The sequence below is a fragment of the Arthrobacter sp. B6 genome (genome assembly GCF_001663775.1).
Taxonomy (GTDB): Bacteria; Actinomycetota; Actinomycetes; order Actinomycetales; family Micrococcaceae; genus Arthrobacter.
Map to the genome: position 1 here is coordinate 1,224,114 of NZ_KV467168.1, position 23,195 is coordinate 1,247,308.

Genomic DNA, 23,195 nt, shown 5'->3' on the forward strand with positions numbered 1-23,195 from the left:
TCAATCCGGACGGATTGTCCCGCCTTCCCGGCCCGTTCGGCAGATGGTTTGCGTTAACTTCTTGACTACAAGAGTCAAAGTAGGGCACTCTTCTTTTCATGCCCGCAACACCGCGCTCGACGAGGAGCAAGCCCATAAATCCAGGATCGCAATCCGCCCTGCGGCAGTTGAACCAGCAGCGGATCATTGAGACCCTGATGGGCGGACCTGCCACCCAGGCTGAGCTTGCCAGGCAGACCGGCCTCTCCACCGCGACGGTCTCCAACATCGTCAAAATCATGCAGGGTTCGGGGCTGGCGTCGACGGAGCCGATCACCAGTTCCGGGCGCCGGGCGCTGAACGTCAGGCTGAACAGCAACGGTGCCGTGGCCGTCGGAATCGACTTCGGGCGCAGGCACCTCCGGGTGGTCCTGGCGTCCCTCAGCTACCACGTCATCGCGGAGGAATCCGTGATGCTTCCGCTGGGCCACCAGTCAGCGGAAGGCATTCAGGCGGCGGTGGTTTTGCTGGATAAGCTGCTGCGTGAAAGCGGAGTGGACCGGAGCGCCGTGGTGGGCGCCGGCGTCGGAATTCCGGGCCCGATCGACCGCCGGACCGGAACCGTGGCACAGGGCGCGATCCTCCCCGAATGGGTGGGGATCAACATTCTCCAGCACTTGGAGGAGACCCTCAAAGTCCCCGTCTACGTTGACAACGACGCCAATCTTGGGGCCTGGTCCGAGGTGACCTGGGGGCGGCACACCGGGGCCAGCAACCTGATGTTCCTGAAGATCGGATCGGGCATCGGTGCGGGCCTGATCCTGAACGGCGCACCGTACTACGGAAACATTGGCATCACCGGCGAAATCGGCCACGCCACCATCCACGAGCAGGGATTGGTGTGCCGGTGTGGAAACCGCGGCTGCCTTGAAACCATCGCATCCACCACCACCATGATCGAGCTCCTCAGCCGCGGCGAGGACAGGCCGCTGACCCCGGCGGACATCGTCCGGAAAGCCCTGGCCAGGGACCCCGCCACCCTGCGCGTCGTGGACGATGCAGGCCTGGCTGTGGGGCGCGCGCTGGGCAACGTGGCCAACCTCATCAACCCTGAAGTAATCGTGGTGGGCGGTCCGCTGGCCGGCCTGGGCGACCTTCTCCTGGACCCCATCAGGCGGGGCCTGGTCCGGCATGCCGTACCCGTCATCGGCGAGACCACCGCCCTCACGATGTCCTCACTCGGCGACCGGGCCGAAGCGCTCGGGGCTGCTGCACTGGTCTTCCAACACGCCGGGATGCGGCGCATGCAGACTGACTAACTGCGGCCATTTGCGTTAAAGACTTGACGACAACGGCCGTGATCCAGTTTACTTTTTCATCAGACGGCCCCGCGGTTTGCGGGGACGGACAACGAAGTCATGCATTGGAGGCGTAAGGGCTTATGACGTCCCAGAACACGCAAAGTGATCCAGTAATCCTCGAGATGCGCTCCATCACCAAGGAGTTCCCCGGCGTGAAGGCGCTTTCGGAGGTCAGCCTCCGGGTTAAGGCCGGCGAGATCCACGCCATCTGCGGCGAGAACGGCGCCGGCAAATCCACGCTTATGAAGGTGCTCTCCGGCGTTTACCCGTACGGCAGCTACGACGGTGACATTGTGTACCAGAACGAGGTCCAGCAGTTTAAGGACATCCGTGCGAGCGAGGCAGCCGGAATCGTCATCATCCACCAGGAACTGGCCCTCATCCCGGAACTCTCCATCATGGAGAACATCTTCCTGGGCAACGAACCCGCACACCGCGGCGTGATCAATTGGGGAGAAGCCCGCAAGCGCTCCATCGAACTCCTGGCCCGGGTTGGCCTTCGGGAGGATCCGGACACCCCTGTCAAGGAAATCGGCGTTGGCAAGCAGCAGCTTGTGGAGATCGCCAAAGCCCTGAACAAGTCTGTGAAGCTGCTCATTCTGGACGAGCCCACCGCCGCCCTGAATGAATCTGACTCCCAGCACCTGCTGGACCTGATGCTCGGCCTCAAAGCCAAGGGCATCACCTCGATCATCATTTCCCACAAGCTCAACGAGATCGAACAGATCGCGGACGAGATCACCATCATCCGCGACGGCAAAGCGGTGGAAACGCTCAACATCGTCGCAGATGGCGTGGACGAGGACCGCATCATCAAGGGGATGGTTGGCCGCTCACTCGAGTCCCGCTTCCCGGAGCACACCCCCGAGATCGGCGACGTCCTGTTCGAGGTGCGCAACTGGACAGTCGGGCACCCCCAGGTGGCGGACCGGCTTGTCTGCAAAAACTCGAGCTTCACGGTGCGCCGCGGCGAGATCGTCGGGTTCGCCGGGCTGATGGGCGCCGGTCGCACCGAACTTGCTCGTTCCCTCTTTGGACGCTCCTACGGAAATTTCATCTCCGGCCAGGTCTTCAAGAACGGCCAGGAGATCCACATCCGGAACGTTCCGCAGGCCATCAAGGCGGGACTGGCCTACGTCACCGAAGACCGCAAGAGCCTCGGCCTCAACTTGCTCGATGACATCAAGAGCACCACCGTCTCAGCCAACCTCAAGGCCATCACCAAAGGCCTCGTGGTGGACAAGCGGAAGGAATTCACGGTGGCCGAGGGCTACCGGAAGAGCCTTCGGACCAAAGCACCCACGGTCAACGAAGGTGTGTCGAAGCTCTCCGGCGGCAACCAGCAGAAGGTGGTGCTGGCGAAATGGATGTTCACCGGCCCGGACCTCCTCATCCTGGACGAGCCCACGCGTGGAATCGACGTCGGCGCAAAGTACGAGATCTACGGCATCATCCAGCAGCTGGCGCAGCAGGGAAAGGGCGTCATCGTGATCTCCTCCGAGCTGCCCGAGCTGCTCGGGCTGTCGGACCGGATCTACACAATCTTTGAGGGTTCCATCACGGGAGTCCTGGACAAAGAACACGCCACCCAGGAAAGCCTGATGCGCCTCATGACCTCAGCCACCCGCGCCGGCAACAACGCCGCCCCCACTGCACAAACCGCATAAGCCCGAGGACGGAACAATTATGAAAGCACTTAAAAGGATTTTCGGCGGTGACACCCGCCAGTTCGGCATGATCATTGCTCTCGTGGCGCTCGTGCTGTTTTTCCAGTTATTCACAGGCGGTAAAGTCCTGACGCCGACCAACATGATCAACCTGTTCAACGGCAACTCCTACATCCTGGTCCTGGCCATCGGCATGGTGCTGGTGATCATCGCCGGCCACATCGACCTCTCTGTAGGCTCCGTTGCCGCTGCGGTGGGCATCGTGGTGGCAATTGCCATGCGGGACTGGGGCATCCCCTGGTACCTTGGCATCCTCCTTGGCCTGGTCCTTGGCGCCGTGATCGGTGCGTGGCAAGGGTTCTGGGTGGCCTACGTGGGAATTCCCGCTTTCATCGTCACCCTGGCAGGCATGCTGCTGTTCCGCGGCCTCAACCAGTTTGTTGGCAAGTCGCTCACAGTGCCGGTGCCGGACGAATTCCGTACCATGGGCGCCGGCTTCCTGCCCGAAATAGGCGACTTCGCCCGCTACAACGCCCCCACCGTCATCCTCGGCTTCCTGTTGATCGCCGTCGTGGTGCTCCTGGAGTTCCGCAACCGCCGCATCGAAACCCGCACCGGTGCCACGGTGGATCCGATCTGGGTACCCGTCACCCGGCTGGTCCTGCTTGCCGGCGCAGTCCTCTACGTGACCTGGCTGTTCTCCACCGGACGCTACGGGACGTCGTTCCCCGTCTCCGGCCTTATACTCGTGGGCCTGGTGGCGCTTTATGTCTTCATCACCAGCAAGACCATCCTGGGACGCCACGTCTACGCGGTCGGTGGCAACCGCCACGCCGCCGAGCTGTCAGGGGTGCAGTCCAAGAAGGTCAACTTCCTGGTCATGATGAACATGTCCATCCTGGCCGCACTCGCCGGCATGATGTTCGTGGCCAGGTCCACCAGCTCAGGACCCGCCGACGGCGTGGGCTGGGAACTCGACGCCATCGCCGCCGTCTTCATCGGCGGTGCGGCTGTGAGCGGCGGCGTTGGCACCGTCATCGGCTCCATCGTGGGTGGCCTCGTTATGGCTGTCCTGAACAACGGCCTTCAGCTGCTGAGCGTGGGCGCGGACATGCAGTCGATCATCAAGGGCCTGGTGCTGCTGATCGCCGTGGCCATTGATGTCTACAACAAGAGCCAGGGGCGGCGCTCCCTCATCGGGATGCTGATGAACGGTCTTCGTTCCAACCAGCCGCCCACACCGGATAAGGAGATCGCCAAGACCTCCGAGATCATTGCTCCCGCAGAACCAGCCGGAACCTCCAAATAGACCGCGACGGCGGCCGGCACCCCCGGCTGCCTTTGGACCCAGAAAGAGAAACTCACATGCGTAAAATCGCAAAGACCCTGACCGTCCTCGCGGCCGTCGCAACGCTCTCCCTGACAGGGTGCGGCCGGTCCGACGTCGACGCCGAAGCGGCCAAGGCGGGCACCGCCCTGTCCGGCTTCCCCCAGGACGCCGTGATCGGCGTCGCCCTCCCCAAGAAGACCAGCGAGAACTGGACCCTGGCAGAGAAACTGTTTAATGAAGGTCTTACCTCGGCCGGCTTCAAGCCCAACGTGCAGTTCGCCAACAACGGCGTGTCCGAACAGCAGAACCAGATTTCAACCATGATCACCTCCGGCGCCAAGGTGATTGTGGTCGGCGCTGTGGACGGTGCCCAGCTGGGCACCCAGCTGCAGCAGGCCAAGGACGCCGGCGCGGTCATCATCGCCTACGACCGGTTGCTGACAAACACCAAGGCCGTCGACTACTACGTGGCCTACGACAACTTCAAGGTCGGTGAGCTGCAGGGCCAGGCGCTGCTGGAAGGCATGCAGGCCAAGAAGGGGGGCCCATATAACGTTGAGCTCTTTGCCGGGTCGCCGGACGACGCCAACTCGAAGGTCTTCTTCGACGGCGCCATGAGCGTGCTGAAGCCTAAGATCGACGACGGCACCCTGAAAGTCGTGTCCGGCCAGGCCGATTTCCAGAGGGCTGTCACACAGGACTGGAAGCCGGAGAACGCCCAGGAGCGGATGGATTCCCTCCTTTCGGGCAGCTATGCCTCCACTGAGCTCGACGGCGTCCTCTCCCCCAACGACACCCTGGCCCGCGCCATCATCACGTCCATCAAGAGCGCCGGCAAGTCCGTACCCGTGGTGACCGGACAGGACTCCGAGGTTGAGTCTGTTAAATCGATCATGGCCGGGGAGCAGTACTCCACCATCAACAAGGACACCCGCAAGATCGTCGAACACACAATCACCATGATCAAGGATCTCCAGCAGGGTCTTGCCTTGGAGATCAACGACAACCGCAACTACAAGAACGAGTTCAAACGCGTTCCGGCCTACCTGTTGCCGCCGGCCATCGTTACCGCCGCCAACGTGAAGACGGCCTACGTGGACGATCCGGTACTCGGCCCGATCACCAAGTAACCGATCGCCAAGTAGTACAGGGAATGCCCCGGTCCGACAGGGACCTGGGGCATTCCCCTTTTAACGTGCGTTCCGGAAACTAGTGTGTGTTCGGAAAACCTACGACGCCGGGCCCTCCACCCGCAGATGGATCGGACGTCACAGCGCAAACATGGCAGCCTGGACGAGCAGACCGGTGACCACATCATCGAGCTCCTCAGCTCACTCAGCCCGGACCGCGGCGGCAGCCTCGGCGTAGACACGAGGGCCTCCTCGGCCTGGCCACAGATGAGGAGGGACGGCCTGACGCGGACCCTGTCTCACTTTCCGCGTGCTTTTCCCAATCCCTCTCTCACTTTCCGCGTGCTTTTCCCAATCCCTCTCTCACCGCAATGAGAGGATGACTGTCATGAGTGCCCCCATTGCCAAGCCATGGCTGTCCAGCCAGTCCGACCAGGACCCCAGGTCCGCTACCGGCAACACCCTGCGGTGGGGAGTCATCGCCACCGGCGCGATCGCCCGGTCCGTCTCCGAGGATCTTGCCCTCCTGGCTGACGCCGAGCTCTACGCCGTCAGCTCCCGCGGCCAGGAAACTGCCGACAGCTTCGCCGCAGCCTACGGTTTTGCCAAGGGGTACGGGGACGACGACGGCGTCCACGGCTACCAGAGGCTCCTCGCCGATGACTCGGTGGACGTGGTCTATGTCGCCACACCGCACGCCCAGCACCACCAGATTGTGCTCGCTGCCCTGGACGCCGGAAAGCACGTTCTGTGCGAAAAGGCCTTCACCATCAACGCCCGCGAAGCCGGTGAGCTCATTGATGTGGCCCGCAAGAAGAAGCTCTTCCTGATGGAGGCTGTATGGAGCCGGTTCCTCCCTGCGATGCAGCGGGCCTTCGACATCGCCGCCTCAGGAGAACTCGGTGACGTGCACTGGGTCAGCGCCGATCTGGGTTTCCCCGCACACTACTCCCCCACGTCCAGGCTGTGGGCCAGGCAGGACGGCGGCGGGGCGCTGCTGGACATCTCCGTCTACCCGTTGCTCTGGGCGCTGGGAACCCTCGGATTCCCGCAAACGGTCAGCGCAACGGGGGTTGTCAACGACGACGGCGTGGACTCCCAGAATGCGATGACCCTCGGCTACCATCACGGCGCCCAGGTCCAACTGACGTCCTCCCTCTTGGCCCACGGGCCCCGGACTGCAACTGTCGCCGGAAGTCGGGGATACCTGCAGAGTGTGGGGTCCATCAACAATCCGCGGGAACTGCTGGTCTGCGTCGGCCGCGAAGAATCCCGCCGAGAAGCGTTCGACGCCGTCGGGCGGGGTTACACGTACGAGCTTCGCGAGGTGACGCGCTGCATCCAGCAGGGACTGACAGAGAGCCCTGTCATGCCGCTTGAGGACTCCCTGAACACCATGCGCCTTTTCGATGGGGTTCGAGCTCAAATGGGTGTCAGCTACCCAAACGATGCGCCCTAAAGCCCGTGAATATGAGTGACAAAGAAGTCAATTTGACGGGAATATGTGGATTGTTTTCCTAGACTTCCATCAATAAGTAGTCTTACTATGTAAACATCGTCGGTTCATCGGTACTGGGGGTGGTACGCATGGCTAGAGGTCTATCGCCATGGCGTGCGCTCCGGCCAGTTCTCCTCGCTGGGGCCGCCACGCTCACCTGGCTGACGCTTTCCAGTACTGCTGCGACCGCAGACTCAACGGAGTCCGGCTCGCTTCTGGGCGGGGTGACTTCGTCGGTTTCGTCTCTCGCGGCGCCGCTGACCAGCGCGCTGCCTTCTCTGCCCGAAGCTGCGCCCCCCGCTCCTCCAGCCAGTACTGCACCCGGGCTCCTGCAGCCCGTGGTAGGCACCGTGGCCGGTCCCACAGACCAGTTGGTCGCGGACGTTCCTGTCGTGAACCACGTCGTCCCTGCAGGCTCGGTGTCCGCGGTGGCCGTCCCTGTTGCCGTGGTGGCCGATGATGCCGCCGCGGGCGTGGTGGATACCGTGGCTCCCCCGCTTGTTGAGGCGGTTCCGGTTCTTGAACCTGTGATTCAGCCCGTCTCGGAGCTTGTGACAGGGGCTGCTCCTTTGCCCGTTACGTTGCCCGGCGTGCCAGACAATGGGTTACTTGATGCTGACCACGCCAGCAAGCTAGCTGAAACTTCTTCAGCGGCTGCTCATTCCGTCTCTGACGTTCACACCGCGACTGTCTCGGAACAGATTCCCATTGCCGGCCCAGGCACAGAACAAGGCTCCCCGGCACAGCCGGTAGCCCTTGCCGGAACGTCTGCCGGCCCCGCCGCGCCAACGACTACCCTCCACTCAGAGGGCCCGGCGTTACCGCTGCCGGGCGACCCGTCACCCTACCCTGCGCCTGCCGGGCCCAGCTCGGGGGCCGGAAGCGGCGCATCTCCGTCGGGTCCCTCAGGCTCTGCAGCCTGCCTGCACGACCTCGATCTTGAACCCACGCTGCCCGGCACTTTCCGGATCAGCGGATCCCCTGAGCATGCCCCCTCACCGGTGTCATTCGACCCCGGTTCCTCTCCTGACTAGTTGAGCCTGCCTGCCGTCCACGGCAGAACACGGCCCCAGGGTGCTGAACTGCGCCCCACATCAACTTGCCAGGAGACAAATCATGCAATCCAACCTTCGCAGAGGGCTGCTTAGCACCCTCTTCGCCGGCGGGCTCTTAGCCCTCGGCGCCACCGCAGCCAACGCTGCGGATACAACTAGCGGATCGGACCTCACCGCATCCGCATTGGTCTCAGCGGCGACATCCGCCGACACGACGTCGTTGGGCCTGCTGGGTGGCTCAACGCCGTCTGACACCGCGGATGTTGCCGCTGTAGTCGACGTTAATCTCGGACTCGGCAACGTGACAGGTGCCGACACCACCACCGACGTGGCCGCCGCAGCCGACATCAACCTCGGCCTCGGCAACGGCGTCCTCGGCGGCACCGACACCAACGGAACCACCGCCGACGTCGCAGCAGCAGCCGACATCAACCTCGGCCTCGGCAACGGCGTCCTCGGCGGCACCGACACCAACGGAACCACCGCCGACGTCGCAGCAGCAGCCGACATCAACCTCGGCCTCGGCAACGCGACAGGCACCGACACCACCGACGTCACAGCAGCAGCCGACATCAACCTCGGACTCGGCAACGCGACAGGCACCGGAACCACCGCCGACGTCGCAGCAGCAGCCGACATCGCAATCGGCCTCGGCAACGGCGTCCTCGGTGGCACCGACACCAACGGAACCACCGCCGACGTCGCAGCAGCAGCCGACATCAACCTCGGACTCGGCAACGGCATCCTCGGCGGCACCGACACCACCACTGACGTGGCCGCCGCAGCCGACATCGCAATCGGACTCGGCAACGGCATCCTCGGCGGCACCGACACCACCACTGACGTGGCCGCCGCAGCCGACATCGCAATCGGCCTCGGCAACGGCGTCCTCGGTGGCACCGACACCAACGGAACCACCGCCGACGTCGCCGCCGCAGTCGACATCAACCTCGGACTCGGGGACGTGACAGGCACCGACACCGCCACTGACGTGGCCGCCGCAGCCGACATCGCAATCGGCCTCGGCAACGTCATCGGCACCATCGGTGGCCTCGTGAATGACGGCACGGTGGGCGTCGGTGGATCCGTCATCATCGACGGCGCCACGGACGGAAGCGTCTCCCCGGGCACGGAAACACCGGGCGCAGAAACACCTGGCACTGAGACCCCCGGCACCGAAAACCCGGGTGGCACTGGCGCAGCCGCCGGTACCGACACGCCCGGAACGGGCACGTCGAACACCAACGGAAGCACCGGCACCACCTCGGGCACCACCGGCTCAGTCACGACGGGGATCACTGTAGCCCCGGCTGGGACTATTGCCTCAGGCAATGCTGCCGGCTCGGTAACGGCCGCAGCCAGCACCATGGGCAGCACCACGGGCCAGGGCGGTACCGCCACCCTGGCCAAGACGGGAATTGACGCTTCACTGATCCCCATCGCCCTGCTCCTGCTGGTCGCAGGCCTGCTGATGCTCCTGCGTCGCAAGACGACCTAGACAGAAGCTGAATCACCAACGGCAACTGACGGAAGGAGGTGGCGACGGGCCAGATTGCACTTGTCCTTGTAGCCTGTGGTCCGGGTGCGTAGGCCTCCAAGCCTTCGTATCCGGACCGCCGGCGCGCACAATGACCACTCCAGGAGGCGTTACCGGCCCGTATAATTTAGGAAGAATAGTGCCGCAACGCACCGGAGGGAACTGGTCATGGTGGCGGATTCGCCTAGCTCCATCAAGAATGAAGTGGTCGGCGGACGGTATCGGCTGGGAGAAGTGATTGGCCGCGGCGGCATGTCATCGGTGTACTGTGCCAGGGACGAGCATCTTGGCCGGGATGTGGCACTGAAACTCTTTGCGCCGCAGGCTCCGGACGCCGATGAGCTCAAGCGGCAGGAGGCGGAAATCCAGCTGCTGGCCACCCTCAACCATCCCAGCCTGGTCACACTGTTCGATGCCGGCATCGATACCCGCATCCCGGACGAACCGCGGCCTTTCCTGACGATGGAACTCGTGGAGGGCCAGGACCTTCGCAGCCGGATCAGGCACAGCGCAGTTCCACTGGACGAGCTCGCCGTCATCGGTGCAGGGATCGCTGACGCGCTGGCCTATGTGCACAGCCTGGGCATCATCCACCGGGACGTCAAGCCGGGCAACATCCTGTTGGTGCAGATCCGCGCGGGTGAACCGCTGCGGCCCAAGCTGACGGATTTTGGCATCGCCAGGATCGCCGACTCAACACGGCTGACAACCACCGGAACAATGGTGGGCACTGCCGCGTACCTCAGTCCGGAGCAGGCCATGGGTTCCCCCCTTACGCCCGCCACGGACATCTACTCGCTGGGCCTTGTCCTTCTGGAATGCATCAAGCAGACGGTGGAGTACCCGGGCAGCGCGGTCGAATCCGCTGTTGCCAGGCTGCACCGGGCACCCGAAATTCCCGCGGACGTGCCGCCGGAATGGGCCGACCTCATCCGCTCCATGACCGCCATCGAACCGTTGGAACGCCCTGCCGCGGCAGACGTGGAAGCCGCGCTGCGTCAAGCGTTGGTTTCGCCGGTCTCCGCTCCGGGTGAGCTCGCTCCGGAAACTACGCGCGTGCTGCCGGCCATGCCTTTCAGGCCCCCGTCAATCACCGCTGAAACCGAGCTGCCCGCCTACGAGGCCGACCCGGGCAAATTGGACCTTCCCGGCGGTTCCACCCCGGGCAGCAGGGTCCCGGCATTCTCCCGACTCCGCCGTACCGGAAAGCGCATCTGGCTCGTGGTTGTCCTGGGCCTCCTCGGCGTTGGAGCTATTGCAACTGCACTGACCGTCAGCCTGTCAGCCCAGACGGCGACCGACGTCGTCCCCTACCCCACGGTCACCGGCACCTTGGGTGACCACCTCAAGGAACTTCAGGAGAGCGTTGAACCATGAGTTCTGCACAGAACAACGGCCGGCGCTTGGCCACGGTCCGGGGCCTGGCAGCGGCAGCGGCCCTTCTTCTCACCGGATCTATTGCCGCCTGCGGACCCGCCAACACGGGCCTCCAGCACGACGCCGCCCGGCAACTCCAGCAACGCGTCCTCGGCGTCTCCCAGGCTGCGGCCGGCAATGACCCCGCCAGCGGACTAGCGGCTTTGGACGGCCTTGAGGCTGACCTGGCCGCCGCCGTCGGAACCGGGCAGGTCTCCGAGGACCGCAGGCGGAGCATCATGACGGCCGCCGCCGCCGTCCGTGCTGACCTGGCCGCAGCCAAGGCGGTGGCCGACGCCGCGGCAGCGAAAGCTGCTGCGGAAGCCGCGGCAGCACAGGAGCAGGCTGCGGCAGAAGCCGCTGCTGCTGAGGCCGCCCACGTAGCCCCCGCACCGGTGGCTCCGGCGCCCGCCGACAACGGCAAAGGAAACGAAGGCAAGGGCAAAGACAAAGACGACGACTGAAAAGAGGCGGCGCCCCGGTTTCCCGGAGCGCCGTCTCTTTGTTCGTCTGGATCGGAACTAGTTCAGGGTCGCAATAACCTTGTTCAGCGTGGCCGACGGACGCATAACAGCCGAGGCCTTGGCCTCGTCCGGACGGTAGTAGCCTCCGATGTCCACCGGTGAGCCCTGGACCGCAGCCAGTTCGCCCACGATGGTTTCTTCCTTGGACGACAGCTCGTTGGCCACGGAGGAGAACGATGCCGCCAGTTCGGCGTCATCGGTCTGCTTGGCCAGTTCCTCGGCCCAGTAGCGGGCGAGGAAGTAGTGGCTGCCGCGGTTGTCCAGTTCGCCGGCACGGCGGCTCGGGGACTTGTTCTCCAGCAGGAACGTCCCGGTGGCCTTGTCCAGCGTGTCAGCCAGGACCTGGGCGCGGGCGTTGTCCGTGGTGCTGGCCAGGTGCTCGAAGCTGACAGCCAGGGCAAGGAATTCACCCAGGCTGTCCCACCGCAGGTGGTTCTCCTTGAGCAGCTGCTGGACATGCTTGGGGGCGGAACCGCCGGCGCCCGTCTCGAAGAGTCCGCCGCCGTTCATCAGCGGAACCACGGAGAGCATCTTGGCGCTGGTGCCCAGTTCCAGGATCGGGAACAGGTCCGTGAGGTAGTCGCGGAGCACGTTGCCTGACACGGAGATGGTGTCCTCGCCCTTGCGGATGCGCTCCAGGGTGAAGGCCGTGGCCTTCACCGGGGACATGATCTCGAGCTCCAGGCCCTCGGTGTCGTGGTCCTTGAGGTACTCGCGGACTTTGGCGATGAGGTTGCGGTCGTGGGCACGGGTCTCGTCCAGCCAGAACACGGCGGGAGTCTTGGAAGCGCGGGCGCGCGTGACGGCCAGCTTGACCCAGTCCCGGATCGGGGCATCCTTGGTCTGGCAAGCCCGCCAGATGTCACCGGGGGTAACCTCGTGCTCGATCAGCACGGCACCGGATGCGTCAACGATCTGCACCGTTCCGGCTTCCTGGATCTCAAACGTCTTGTCGTGGCTGCCGTATTCCTCGGCGGCCTGGGCCATGAGGCCAACGTTCGGGACGGTGCCCATGGTGGTGGGGTCGAAGGCGCCGTGGGCGCGGCAGTCGTCCACAACAACCTGGTAGATGCCGGCGTAGGAGCTGTCCGGCAGGACTGCCAGCGTGTCGGCTTCCTTGCCGTCCGGGCCCCACATGTGGCCCGAGCTGCGGATCATGGCGGGCATGGACGCATCCACGATGACGTCGCTGGGGACGTTCAGGGTAGTGATGCCCTTGTCGGAGTCCACCATGGCCAGCGCCGGACCCTCTTCGAGGCCCTTCTTGATGAGTGCCTGCACGCCGTCGCGGACGTCTTCCGGCAGGTCTTCGAGGCTGCTCAGGATGGCGGCGAGTCCGTTGTTGGGGCTGATCCCGGCGGCGGCAAGCTGCTTGCCGTAGGTGTCGAACAGTTCGGAGAAGTAGGCCTTCACCACGTGTCCGAAGATGATGGGGTCCGAGACCTTCATCATGGTTGCCTTGAGGTGTGCGGAGAAGAGGACGCCTTCTTCCTTGGCGCGGGCCACCTGTGCGGCGAGGAATTCGTCCAGCGCGGCGGCGCGCATCACCGTGCCGTCAATGACCTCACCGGCCAGGACGGGAAAGGCCTTCTTCAGGACCTTGACTGAACCGTCTTCGCGGACCAGCTGGATGGCGATGGTGCCTTCAGACTCGATGACCACGGACTTCTCGTTGGAACGGAAGTCATCTGCGTTCATGGTGGCCACGTTGGTCTTGGAGTCCGCGGACCAGGCACCCATGGAATGCGGGTTCTGGCGGGCGTAGTTCTTGACGGACAGGGGGGCGCGGCGGTCCGAGTTGCCTTCACGCAGGACCGGGTTCACGGCGGAACCCTTGATCTTGTCGTAGCGGGAACGGATGGCCGTCTCCTCGTCGGAGGAGGGGTTGTCCGGATAATCCGGCAGGTTGTAGCCCTGGCCCTGGAGCTCGGCGATGGCGGCCTTCAGCTGCGGGATGGAGGCGCTGATGTTGGGGAGCTTGATGATGTTGGCTTCCGGCGTCTTTGCCAGTTCACCCAGTTCAGCAAGGGCGTCACCGATCTGCTGTTCCGCGGTGAGGTAGTCACCGAACACGGAGATGATGCGGCCTGCGAGCGAAATGTCACGGGTCTCCACCTCCACACCTGCGGTCGAAGCGAACGCCTCGATGATCGGCAAGAACGAATAGGTAGCCAGCATCGGCGCTTCGTCGGTGTGGGTATAGATAATCTTGGACATGCGCGGGCGTCTCCCTGGAGGTCGGCTGATTTTTGAAAATCCGGTCTATTTCACCATGGTTAACTTACCCGAGGACGGGGTTTTGAACCCTACCCGCAGCCATAGGCGCCGCTCCGTTACTGCCGGATTACAGCGTTGGAAAACGTACGACGGCGGCGCGCACCACGGGCGGAAGGCCGCCGTCGGGGTGTGCTTTAGGGAGTAGCCCGCCAGGGCACCCGCTCAGTCAGCGGCGCCTGTGGGGAACATCACTGGGCCAGACCTGCACATACTTGGGTTCGCGGCGGCGCAACTCCTCCGTTGCCGTGAAGGTGTGTACCGGGTCGACGTCGCGCAACTGGAAGGCGTCGGCCTGCGCTGCCAGGTCCGCGGCGCCCTCCTGCGACTCGGCAGATGTGAAGTGACGGCCGTCGGCGGCGGACTTTTTGCCGGACTTGCGGAAGCGAAACATGAGGGCCCCAATCTCGTACGTGTCCGGAGCCCAGTCGGACAGCCATTGCTGTGCCTCAAAGTTACTCCACCATCCGGAGCCGCCGCCAGAAAAAACCCGTGGCTTCAGGGCTTTCTGCGGGATTTTTGTGGCCCCGCTGCGGCTTTCACCCGGGGCCGGGCGGACCCTACATGAGGCGTCACTACTATTTACAAACTTGTCATATCCGGATAAATTCGGTAGGTCACTCGGCGGGCTTGACTGGAGCCCTCCCCCACCCGTTTAGACAGGACAACCATGACACGCACGAGGTCTCTGGCTACCAGCTTTCTGAGCCTTTCCGCCGCCGCTTTGCTGGCGTTGACCGCGGCCGGCGGCGCAACTGCCGCACCCGCCGTCTCCGGCGACAAAAAAGAGCCCTCCGTCACCAGCGCCACCGTGGACAGCACGGGAGCCGCAGAGTACTGGACCGAAGACCGTATGCGCAGCGCCATCCCCGGTGATGTCCTGGCAGGCAAGGCACTGGAGCGCGGCAACACCTCCAGCGCTGCGACCGTGGAAAAGGGCCAGAACACGAAGGTCCAGGGCGGCAAGGGCAAGACCACCATTGCCGTCAGTGAAAATCCCGTGGACCACATCGGGAAAGTCTTCTTCACCCTCGACGGGAGCAACTATGTCTGCTCCGGCAATGCGGTGGCGTCAGCCAACAGGAGCACCGTGGCCACGGCCGGCCACTGCCTCAACGAAGGCCCCGGCGCTTTTGCCACCAACTTCATCTTTGTGCCTGCCTACCTCAACGGTGCGGCCCCCTACGGGAAGTGGACTGCCAGGGCCTACCACGCGCCCAGTGCCTGGAGCAGCAAAGGCGACATGCAGTACGACACCGGCTTCGCTGTTATGAACACCCTCGACGGCAAGTACCTGACCGATGTTGTTGCCGAATCCGGAGTGGAGTTCAACGCGGCCCGTGGCCTGACCTACAAGGCCTACGGCTATCCGGCTTCGTCACCGTTCAACGGTGAGAGCCTCAAGAGCTGCTACGGCCCGGCATCCAATGACCCCAACAACCCGCAGTTCCTGACGCAGGGCATCAGCTGCGACATGACCGGTGGATCCTCGGGCGGTCCTTGGTTCATCGGAAGCAACGCTGCGGGTCTCCAGAACTCCGTCAACAGCTACGGGTACAACCGGTCCCCCGTGATGTACGGCCCGTACTGGGGAACCGTCATCCAGGAGACCTATGCCAGTGCAGCCGCGTCCTAAGGAATCCCCGCCAGGAGAGGAGACCGTCAGCCACAGCGAACCGGGCCAGTCGCACGAGGGGATCCTCGCGTACTGGACGGACGAGCGGCTGGCGGAAGCCAGGCCCCGGGAGCTTCGGCTTCCGGAGGAGGGGTCCGCGCCTCAAGCAGCGGGGCGCGGATCCTCAACAACTGAGCCCTGACAGCCACTTTAAAGCCCGACGGCGTCCGTCCCCTTTTCCGGGAACGGACGCCGTCGACGTTTAATTCCTTCATCGATTGCTCCCTACGCGCCGTTTTCAGGGATGAAAAGGGCGCAGGGCCCACGCCGGCAGGGTTCCCTGGCCGAGCCTGCGAGGCGAGGGTGCCGGTGGGGATCAACCGATGAAGCGCTGCTTAGTGGAAGAAGTGGCGGGCACCCGTGAAGTACATGGTGACGCCGGCCGCGTTGGCTGCCGCGACGACTTCCTCATCCCGGACGGAGCCGCCCGGCTGGACCACGGCGCGGACGCCGGCGTCGACCAGGATCTGCAGGCCGTCGGCGAACGGGAAGAACGCGTCCGACGCGGCCACGGCACCGCGTGCCCGCTCAGGTGCGCCGCTCGCGTCGGCATTCGAGGCACCGCCCGCACCTTCGACGTCGGACTCCACCTTTACGCCCAGCGTGTTGGCCCGCTCCACGGCCAGGCGGCAGGAGTCGAGGCGGTTGACCTGGCCCATCCCGATGCCAACGGCCGCGCCGTCGGCGGCTATGAGAATGGCGTTGGACTTGGCTGCACGGCAGGCGGTCCAGGCAAAGGCGAGATCCGCAAGCGTCTTCTCGTCGGCAGCGTCACCCGCGGCGAGTGTCCAGTTGGCGGGGTTGTCGCCGTCGGCGTCAACCTTGTCGGAAATCTGCACCAAAACGCCGCCGGAAACCTGGCGCATTTCCGCCGGGTAGCGGTCGTAGCCTTCGGGCAGGGCAAGGAGGCGGATGTTTTTCTTCTGGGAGAGGATCTCCACTGCTTCCGGTTCGAAGCCCGGGGCGATGACCACTTCGGTGAAGATGTCCTTGACGGTGTTCGCCATGCCGGCGGTGACCGTGCGGTTGGCTGCGATGACGCCACCGAAGGCCGAGACGGGGTCGCAGGCGTGGGCCTTGGCGTGCGCGTCGGCGATGGGGTCTTCGGCATCTGCTGCACCGACGGCCACCCCGCACGGGTTGGCGTGCTTGATGATGGCGACGGCAGGCTCGGCGAAGTCGAAGGCGGCGCGGAGGGCGGCGTCGGCGTCGACGAAGTTGTTGTAGCTCATGGCCTTGCCGTGCAGCTGGTCAGCCTGGGCGATTCCGGCCGGGGCTGCCTTGTCCACGTACAGCGCGGCCTGCTGGTGGGGGTTTTCGCCGTAGCGGAGGACCTCGGAGCGCTCCAGTGCCACGCCCGCGTAGGCAGGCCAGTCGATGACGCCGTCGCCGTCTTCATCCAGGAACTGGCTGGCGGTCCAGGTGGCCACTGCGTTGTCGTAGGTGGCCGTGTGGGCGAACGCCTTGGCCGCGAGCCGGCGTCGGGTCTTCAGGTCAAAGCCGCCTTCAGCTGCGGCGGTGACCACCTCGCCGTAGAAGCCGGGATCAACGACGATGGCGACGGCGGCGTGGTTCTTCGCTGCCGACCTCACCATGGCGGGACCGCCGATGTCGATCTGCTCCACGACGTCGTCCTGTGCAGCGCCGGACTTGACCGTCTCCACGAACGGGTAGAGGTTCACCACCACCAGGTCGAAGGTTTCGATCTCCATGCCGGCGAGGGTATCCATGTGTGCCGGGACGCGGCGGTCGGCCAGGATTCCGCCGTGCACGCGCGGGTGAAGGGTCTTCACACGGCCGTCCAGCATTTCCGGTGAGCCGGTGACTTCCTCGACTTCCTGGACCGGGATGCCGGCCTCGGCGATCTTCCTGGCCGTGGAGCCGGTGGATACGATCTTCACTCCCGCTGCATGCAGGCCCTTGGCGAGCTCCTCCAGACCGGTCTTGTCGTAAACCGAGATGAGGGCCCGGCGGATGGGAACACGGTCAAGCTGCGTGAAGCTCACAAAAGTCTCCGTCTTATCTCGCGGAACAGTGCCGCGGTTGGTGGGGATAGGGCCAGTTTATCGCGTTGCGGAGGCTGCCCCGTTTGGCTGCTGGAGTGTGAAGGTCTGTGGGCACGGTTAGAGTTTTCCCAGGAGGCTGAGATGAATACTTACACCACTGTGCCCAGCGGCGAACAAGTGGTCCAGGAACTGCCGTGGCGGTGGAAAGTCCAGGGACGGATTTTCCTCATCGGCGGCCTGGGTTTTATGTTCGACGCCTGGGACGTGACGCTGAACGGCATCCTCATTCCCCTGCTGTCCATGCACTGGGCACTTGCTCCGGGCGAGGTTGCCTGGGTGGGTACCTCGAACCTGATCGGCATGGCCCTGGGTGCCTTTGTGTGGGGCACCATCGCGGACACCATCGGGCGCAAGAAGGCGTTCACGGCCACGCTGCTGATCTTTTCGCTCTTCACGGTACTGGGTGCCTTCTCCCCCGACTTCATCTGGTTCTGTGTGTTCCGCTTTATGGCCGGCTTTGGACTGGGCGGATGCATCCCCGTGGACTATGCCCTGGTAGGTGAGTTCACTCCGCGGAAGCAGCGCGGAAAGGTCCTCACGGCCATGGACGGCTGGTGGCCCGTGGGCGCGGCCCTGGCCGGGTTCGTCTCGGCCGGTCTGGTGGCCGTGTTCGGCGACTGGCGCTGGACCATGCTGGTCATGGTGCTGCCGGCGCTTCTGGTGTTCTGGGTCCGGCGCAGCGTTCCGGAATCCCCGCTGTTCCTCATCCGGAAGGGCCGGCGTGAGGAAGCCGCCAAGGTCATCGACGGCCTGGTGGCCGCCACCGGCGCCGAAGCCCGCGCGTACAGCCTCCCCGATGCGCAGGAGGTTCCGAGGCTCTCCGCGGGAAGTGCGTGGCATCAGCTGCGGCTCGTGTGGCAGTTCAACTGGAAGATCACGGCCACAGCCTGGGCGCTGTTCTTCAGCATCCTGCTGGTGTACTACCTGTCGCTGACCTGGATGCCCCGGATCCTCATCGGCGCGGGCTTCGCGGAGTACAAGGCGTTTGTGACCACCGCGTCCATGGCTGCCGTCGGTCTCCTGGGCGTGATTGTGGCCGCGCTCCTGGTGGAACGGGTTGGCCGGAAGTGGATCCTGGCGATCACCGGCCCGCTGTCCGCGCTGACACTGGTGATTGTGGCCTTTGTGGTGGACATCCCCACGGCCGCGGTGTTCTGGCTCCTCGTGTTCGGCTTTGTGGTGCAGGTTGCCATCCCGGTGCTCTACGCCTACGTGTCGGAGCTGTACCCCACGGAACTTCGCGGCACCGGGTTTGGCTGGGCCTCGACGTTCTCGCGGCTGGGCGCAGGTTTCGGTCCGCTCATCTTTGCCAACTACTTCTGGCCGGAGCTGGGCCTTGCCACGTCCTTCGCGCTGGCCGGCGGTCTTGTGCTGGTGGCTGTGCTGTGGATGGCGTTCTTCTCCCCGGAGACCAAGCAGCGCCGTCTCGAGTAAGTGCCTCCTCGAGTAGGTGCCTCCCTCCCCAAGTAAGTAGCAGCAGATGTCCTTCTGAGGGGTCAAAAGGACATCTGCTGCTACTTACTTGGGTGACCAGCCACGGCTGGCGAGAGCGGAACGGACTTTCGCGACGGCGGCCCGGGCCTCGTTCTCCATGTGCCGTTTGGAGACGCGGACAACCACCCACCCTGCCCGGCCGAAATCCTCTTCGCGGGCGATGTCCCTGATGATCTGGGCCGCCTCGGAATGCCCTTCGCCCTCGTACTCCACGGCCACTTTCTGTGCCGGATAGGCCAGGTCCGGTTGACGTACGACGGCGGCACCCAGGTCAGCGGGCATGTTCAGTTGCGGCTCGGGCAGACCCGCGTATTCCAGGGCCAGCCGCAGCCGCGTTTCCGGCGCGGAGTCGGACCCCACACGCGCCTGTTCAAGGGCAAGGCGTGCCTTCTGAATGCCTGGCGTTCCTTTGTGCCGGTCGAGCATGTCCGCAAGGTCTTCGCGCGTTGCGTAGGGCTCGGTTCGGCCCTCAAAGTCCGGCCGCGGGATCCGCAGCAAGTGGTCAGCAACCACCGTCAGTTCCTCGACGCTCATCCTGCGGGCGCAGTCCAGCCACGTGCGGGTCCGGGACGTGATCAGCAGGCCTTTGTGAGTGACGATCTCGTCGGCAAAGAACTGACCCCGGTGTCCCCGAACTCCCGCCCGACGCGGAATAGCCATGGTGTCCGGCCTGGAGATGTGGGTGATGGCGCCGTCCGCGCCCGGGAGGAAGCCCGGGAAGGACCACAACGTGAAGGCCGTCGCATGGGAGGCGGCCGAGAACTCCGTGATCAAGGTCAGCGGCCGGATCATCGACGATTGTTCGGTGAACGTCAGGTGCGCCGGCTGCCTGATCCCCCGGCTCGGTACCACCAACGAACGGTGCCGCAGCCGCCCAACTGTCGCACCGGCGTCGACCGCTTCCTGGAAAGTAAACGCAGCGGAAGCCAGCGGTTCCGGCAGTGGCTGGGAGACTTCATGGGCCCATCGTGGCAAAAATTGCGCCACACCGTGGAAGTTATCCACAGGCCGGCCCCCACGGCCCCAACTAGGTAGCAGCAGATGTCGTTATGAGCCCTCAAAACGACATCTGCTGCTACCTAGTTGGGCGGGGCGGCGGCGGCGAGGGCTGCGAGCGTGGAGACGAGGAGGCGGCGCTCCACCACCTTGATGCGTTCGTGCAGGCTTTCCTCGGTGTCGGCGTCCTCAACGGCCACGGCTTCCTGGGCGATGATGGGCCCGGTATCCACGCCGGCGTCGGCCCAGTGCACCGTGCAGCCGGTGACCTTCACGCCGTACGCCATGGCATCGCGGACCCCGTGGGCGCCCGGGAAGGCAGGCAGCAGGGCGGGGTGGGTGTTGAGGTACCTGCCGTTGAAGGTCTCGATAAACTCGGCGCTGACAATCCGCATAAAGCCGGAGGACACCACAACGTCCGGGGAATAGGAAGCCACCCTGGCGGTCAGCGCCTCATCCCACTCGGTGCGCGTGGGGAAGGAGTTGAAGTTCACCACAAAGGTCTCCAGACCCGCCTCTGAGGAGCGTTCGACGCCGTACGTCCCCTCGCGGTCGGCGCCTACCGCTGCGATTTCCACGTCCAGCTCCCCTGCCTTGACGGCGTCAATAACTGCCTGGAGGTTGGAGCCGGTACCGGAAACGAGGACTACGATGCGCATGGGTCTAGCTTATGGGCAGGCTCGCGTAGGCTGGAAAACATGAACACCACCCCGGAACCCGCTGGCCAGCAGCGGACCAAACCACAACTTAGCCAGGCAGCCAAGAGCTCGCTGAGCATCACCCACAACCTGTTCCGGATCTTCATCATCACGGTGCTGGGCGCGTTCTTCGTCTTCCAGCTCGACGTCAGCTATCTCTGGCTCACCGGCATTCTTACGGCAGCGAGCTTCGTTTTGGGCACTCTGCTGCTGATCCGCGCGGTCCGGCTCAAGGAGTCCAAGCTGGTGTTGATCGGGACCATCTCCGGGCTGGTGGTGTCCCTGGTGATGGTCGTGGTGATCCTGGCTGTGTCCGTGTTCTTCGATGAGTTCCGGGACTACCAGACCTGCGTCCGCCAGGCCCTCACCGAGCAGGCCAGGTCTGCGTGCCAGGTCCAGGTGGAGAACTCGCTGCCGCAGCTTCGCTGAGTCCGCGTCAAACTACAGTTTCAGTTCGGCTTCCTCTTCGACCTGCTGCTGGCGTTCCAGCCACGGCCCGGCCGCGTAACCGATGACGACGCCGATGCCCACCTCCGCGGCAACCCAGACCGCCGTCCACAACGGGTCAGGCCCGATGTCCGTCAGGCGTCCCAGGCCGGCGGATCCGCGTGCCAGCCAGGCAAGTCCGGCGGACAGCAGCCCGGCAACTGCACCGATCAGCACACCGAGCGCCAGCGTGGACGCAGTCGCCGTGAACCAGCGGGCATGGATCTTGATGGAGAGCCACTCGTCGAAATGGTTCTCCCCTTCGCGCAGGAACCACCAGCCCGCCAGCAAACCTGCCAGGACCGGCACCACCAGTGCAACGAACCCATACTCCAGGGAACCGGCGGGGATGGCAGCGAAAACGGGAATGGACGGCAGCGGCCCGGTGGCGGTTCCCAGCGGACCCACCTGCGAGCCAACACCCATCGCAAAACCGGACCCGGACGCCCAGGCGAGTGCAAAAACCGCGAGGTTGGGGAGGTACCCGAGCTGCGCAATGGTCAGTGCCGCACCTCCCAGGGCGCCGGCGTCGAGCGCTTGATAAACGGCCACCACCAGGTTCCAGTGGATGAAGAGGTCGGCGGCGAGCAGCACGCACGAGAGCGCAAGGGCAGAGGCCAGCGCAACAAAACCGGCCTTGGCAGCCGAGGCCAGGTAGGACCCTGCCCAGCGGGAGTGCTGGCTGGTGCGGGAAATCCAGGCCACGGCGTCGACGCCGATCAGCCTGCTCCATGAACCTGCCTCGCGTCGTGCACCGACCACCATCCCCAGTGCGTAAGGGACCAGCGGGACGAGCATGGCGTACCAGAGGTTAATGACGACGTCGGCTGTGCGGCACACGAATCCCGTGGCCGCTCCAAACGCTGCGTAGACCACCCAGGATCCCAGCAGGGCCTGCCACAACTGGTCGGTATAGGAAGCGCGGGCCAGCCGGCGCCCCGCCCGCCAGGCGAGCAGGAACGGGATCAGGGTCAGGCCCAGGGGCACCAGGGTCAGCATGCCGGACCCTGCGCTGCCGGCCGCCCCGGATCCCATATCGGCCAGTTCCAGGGGGACACCGTGGATCAGCAGCCACGCCTGCCCGGCCAGCCGGGCCAGGACATCGAACGCCGAGTTCTGGAAACCGGCGGTGGCCCAGACGGCCACGATCGGAGCGATCACCGCGAGCGCCGAAATAATGGCTGCCTGCGCCGTCTCGAGCGCTCCCTGCAGCCACAGGGGCATGGGAAGGCCACGGTCTCCGGTCTGATCAGCGCGCAGTTTCATCGTGTTCCATGGTGTCACGGCGCGGCCTTTCCGCCCGTTGCGACAGGCTCAACCAGCGCACGAGACGCGCCTCACCTGAGCACGCCCGGAGCTTTTTCCACAGGTCCGCCGTAAAATTGGAATGTCCGCAATCAGTGGTTGGAGGCAGAAATGACTACCGCATCCCCACATGCACACGGCGTTCATTTTGGGCGTGCAGACGTCCAGAATGCCGGCATAGGTGTAGGTATCCTCTTGATCGTGGTGGGCATCCTGGGCTTTATCCCGGGCGTCACCACGCAGTACAGCGAATTAATGTTCCTTGGGCCTACGTCCCACGCCATGCTCTTTGGTTTGTTCCAGGTGTCCATGCTGCTCAACATTGTGCAGCTGGCCATTGGTGCAACGGGCTGGGCGATGTCCCGGACCGAACATGGCGCGCGTAATTTCCTCTTGGGCGCCGGCGCGCTGTACATCGTCCTCAGCATTTTCGGGCTCAGTGTCGGAGTGGATTCGGCGGCCAATTTCCTGTCGCTGAACATGATGGACAACTGGACCCACCTGGTGCTGGGTGTAGTGATGATTGCTGGTGGCTGGCTGTTGTCCCGCAACATGGCCAGCGACAGAAGGTAACCCGGAATCGACCCCGGGAAAATAGGAGCCGCGTATGAGGTTAAGTCAATAAATTCTGAATATTCGTCCTAAGGGCTGGTGCAGTTGGCGCGGTGACGCGGATAGCTGCACCGGCTTTCGTTTGCCTCCTG

Annotated in this window: 18 protein-coding genes; 12 read left to right on the forward strand and 6 right to left on the reverse strand. The window is 64.3% G+C overall.

Features of this window, described 5'->3' with window-relative positions; all coding sequences use genetic code 11:
• The first annotated feature begins 98 nt into the window (after nucleotides 1-98).
• The 8 genes from AU175_RS05250 (at nucleotide 99) to AU175_RS05295 (ending at nucleotide 11,437) form a co-directional block, all read left to right on the forward strand.
• Nucleotides 99-1,298, forward strand: a complete 1,200-nt coding sequence (locus AU175_RS05250; protein ID WP_066286424.1) for an ROK family transcriptional regulator — start codon at nucleotides 99-101, stop codon at nucleotides 1,296-1,298.
• A gap of 122 nt (nucleotides 1,299-1,420) precedes the next feature.
• On the forward strand, nucleotides 1,421-3,007 hold the full coding sequence (gene mmsA / locus AU175_RS05255) for a multiple monosaccharide ABC transporter ATP-binding protein (RefSeq protein ID WP_066286425.1): 1,587 nt from the start codon (nucleotides 1,421-1,423) through the stop codon (nucleotides 3,005-3,007).
• A 19-nt stretch (nucleotides 3,008-3,026) separates the two neighbouring features.
• The gene (gene mmsB, locus AU175_RS05260) at nucleotides 3,027-4,316 is read left to right on the forward strand and encodes a multiple monosaccharide ABC transporter permease (protein WP_066286428.1); all 1,290 of its coding nucleotides are present in this window, start codon (nucleotides 3,027-3,029) and stop codon (nucleotides 4,314-4,316) included.
• Nucleotides 4,317-4,372: 56 nt separating this feature from the next.
• Nucleotides 4,373-5,467, forward strand: a complete 1,095-nt coding sequence (locus AU175_RS05265; RefSeq protein ID WP_066286430.1) for a substrate-binding domain-containing protein — start codon at nucleotides 4,373-4,375, stop codon at nucleotides 5,465-5,467.
• 388 nt (nucleotides 5,468-5,855) lie between these two features.
• On the forward strand, nucleotides 5,856-6,926 hold the full coding sequence (locus tag AU175_RS05275) for a Gfo/Idh/MocA family protein (RefSeq protein ID WP_066286434.1): 1,071 nt from the start codon (nucleotides 5,856-5,858) through the stop codon (nucleotides 6,924-6,926).
• A 1,155-nt stretch (nucleotides 6,927-8,081) separates the two neighbouring features.
• Complete coding sequence (locus AU175_RS05285; protein WP_066286438.1) at nucleotides 8,082-9,518, forward strand: hypothetical protein; 1,437 nt, start codon at nucleotides 8,082-8,084, stop codon at nucleotides 9,516-9,518.
• 207 nt (nucleotides 9,519-9,725) lie between these two features.
• Nucleotides 9,726-10,934: a serine/threonine-protein kinase gene (locus AU175_RS05290; protein WP_066286440.1), complete on the forward strand. Its 1,209-nt coding sequence runs from the start codon at nucleotides 9,726-9,728 to the stop codon at nucleotides 10,932-10,934.
• On the forward strand, nucleotides 10,931-11,437 hold the full coding sequence (locus AU175_RS05295) for a hypothetical protein (RefSeq protein ID WP_066286441.1): 507 nt from the start codon (nucleotides 10,931-10,933) through the stop codon (nucleotides 11,435-11,437). The genes AU175_RS05290 and AU175_RS05295 overlap by 4 nt, the downstream gene beginning before the upstream one ends.
• 57 nt (nucleotides 11,438-11,494) lie before the next feature.
• Here the strand turns inward: AU175_RS05295 and AU175_RS05300 are convergent, their stop codons facing one another.
• Together AU175_RS05300 and AU175_RS05305 are read right to left on the reverse strand one after the other, a co-directional pair.
• Nucleotides 11,495-13,714 carry an NADP-dependent isocitrate dehydrogenase gene (locus tag AU175_RS05300; protein ID WP_066286442.1) on the reverse strand — a complete coding sequence of 740 codons (2,220 nt, stop codon included), beginning with the start codon at nucleotides 13,712-13,714 and terminating at the stop codon, nucleotides 11,495-11,497.
• 226 nt (nucleotides 13,715-13,940) lie between these two features.
• Nucleotides 13,941-14,165 (reverse strand): hypothetical protein, encoded by a 225-nt coding sequence (locus AU175_RS05305; RefSeq protein ID WP_066286444.1) that lies wholly within the window; start codon nucleotides 14,163-14,165, stop codon nucleotides 13,941-13,943.
• Nucleotides 14,166-14,441: 276 nt separating this feature from the next.
• Here AU175_RS05305 and AU175_RS05310 point away from each other — a divergent pair, with 276 nt between their 5' ends.
• A complete protein-coding gene (locus tag AU175_RS05310; RefSeq protein WP_066286446.1) occupies nucleotides 14,442-15,407 on the forward strand; it encodes a trypsin-like serine peptidase in 966 nt (321 codons plus the stop codon).
• A 374-nt stretch (nucleotides 15,408-15,781) separates the two neighbouring features.
• On the opposite strand, the gene purH is transcribed toward AU175_RS05310, so the two are convergent.
• Nucleotides 15,782-17,452, reverse strand: coding sequence for a bifunctional phosphoribosylaminoimidazolecarboxamide formyltransferase/IMP cyclohydrolase (purH, locus tag AU175_RS05315; RefSeq protein ID WP_066286451.1), 1,671 nt, complete (start codon nucleotides 17,450-17,452; stop codon nucleotides 15,782-15,784).
• A 141-nt stretch (nucleotides 17,453-17,593) separates the two neighbouring features.
• On the opposite strand from purH, the gene AU175_RS05320 reads away from it, so the two are divergent.
• The gene (locus tag AU175_RS05320) at nucleotides 17,594-18,946 is read left to right on the forward strand and encodes an MFS transporter (RefSeq protein WP_066286452.1); all 1,353 of its coding nucleotides are present in this window, start codon (nucleotides 17,594-17,596) and stop codon (nucleotides 18,944-18,946) included.
• Nucleotides 18,947-19,030: 84 nt separating this feature from the next.
• Here the strand turns inward: AU175_RS05320 and AU175_RS05325 are convergent, their stop codons facing one another.
• Both AU175_RS05325 and purN read right to left on the reverse strand, forming a co-directional pair.
• Entirely contained in the window at nucleotides 19,031-19,993 is a 963-nt protein-coding gene (locus AU175_RS05325; RefSeq protein ID WP_231938462.1) for a hypothetical protein, read from the reverse strand.
• A gap of 92 nt (nucleotides 19,994-20,085) precedes the next feature.
• Nucleotides 20,086-20,661, reverse strand: a complete 576-nt coding sequence (gene purN / locus AU175_RS05330) for a phosphoribosylglycinamide formyltransferase (protein WP_066286453.1) — start codon at nucleotides 20,659-20,661, stop codon at nucleotides 20,086-20,088.
• Nucleotides 20,662-20,700: 39 nt separating this feature from the next.
• Between purN and AU175_RS05335 the strand changes: the two genes are divergently transcribed.
• Nucleotides 20,701-21,129, forward strand: coding sequence for a hypothetical protein (locus AU175_RS05335; RefSeq protein WP_066286456.1), 429 nt, complete (start codon nucleotides 20,701-20,703; stop codon nucleotides 21,127-21,129).
• Nucleotides 21,130-21,141: 12 nt separating this feature from the next.
• On the opposite strand, the gene AU175_RS05340 is transcribed toward AU175_RS05335, so the two are convergent.
• Nucleotides 21,142-22,452: a cell division protein PerM gene (locus tag AU175_RS05340; RefSeq protein WP_066286458.1), complete on the reverse strand. Its 1,311-nt coding sequence runs from the start codon at nucleotides 22,450-22,452 to the stop codon at nucleotides 21,142-21,144.
• Between the two features lie 150 nt (nucleotides 22,453-22,602).
• On the opposite strand from AU175_RS05340, the gene AU175_RS05345 reads away from it, so the two are divergent.
• Nucleotides 22,603-23,064 (forward strand): DUF4383 domain-containing protein, encoded by a 462-nt coding sequence (locus AU175_RS05345; protein WP_066286460.1) that lies wholly within the window; start codon nucleotides 22,603-22,605, stop codon nucleotides 23,062-23,064.
• Nucleotides 23,065-23,195: the final 131 nt, after the last annotated feature.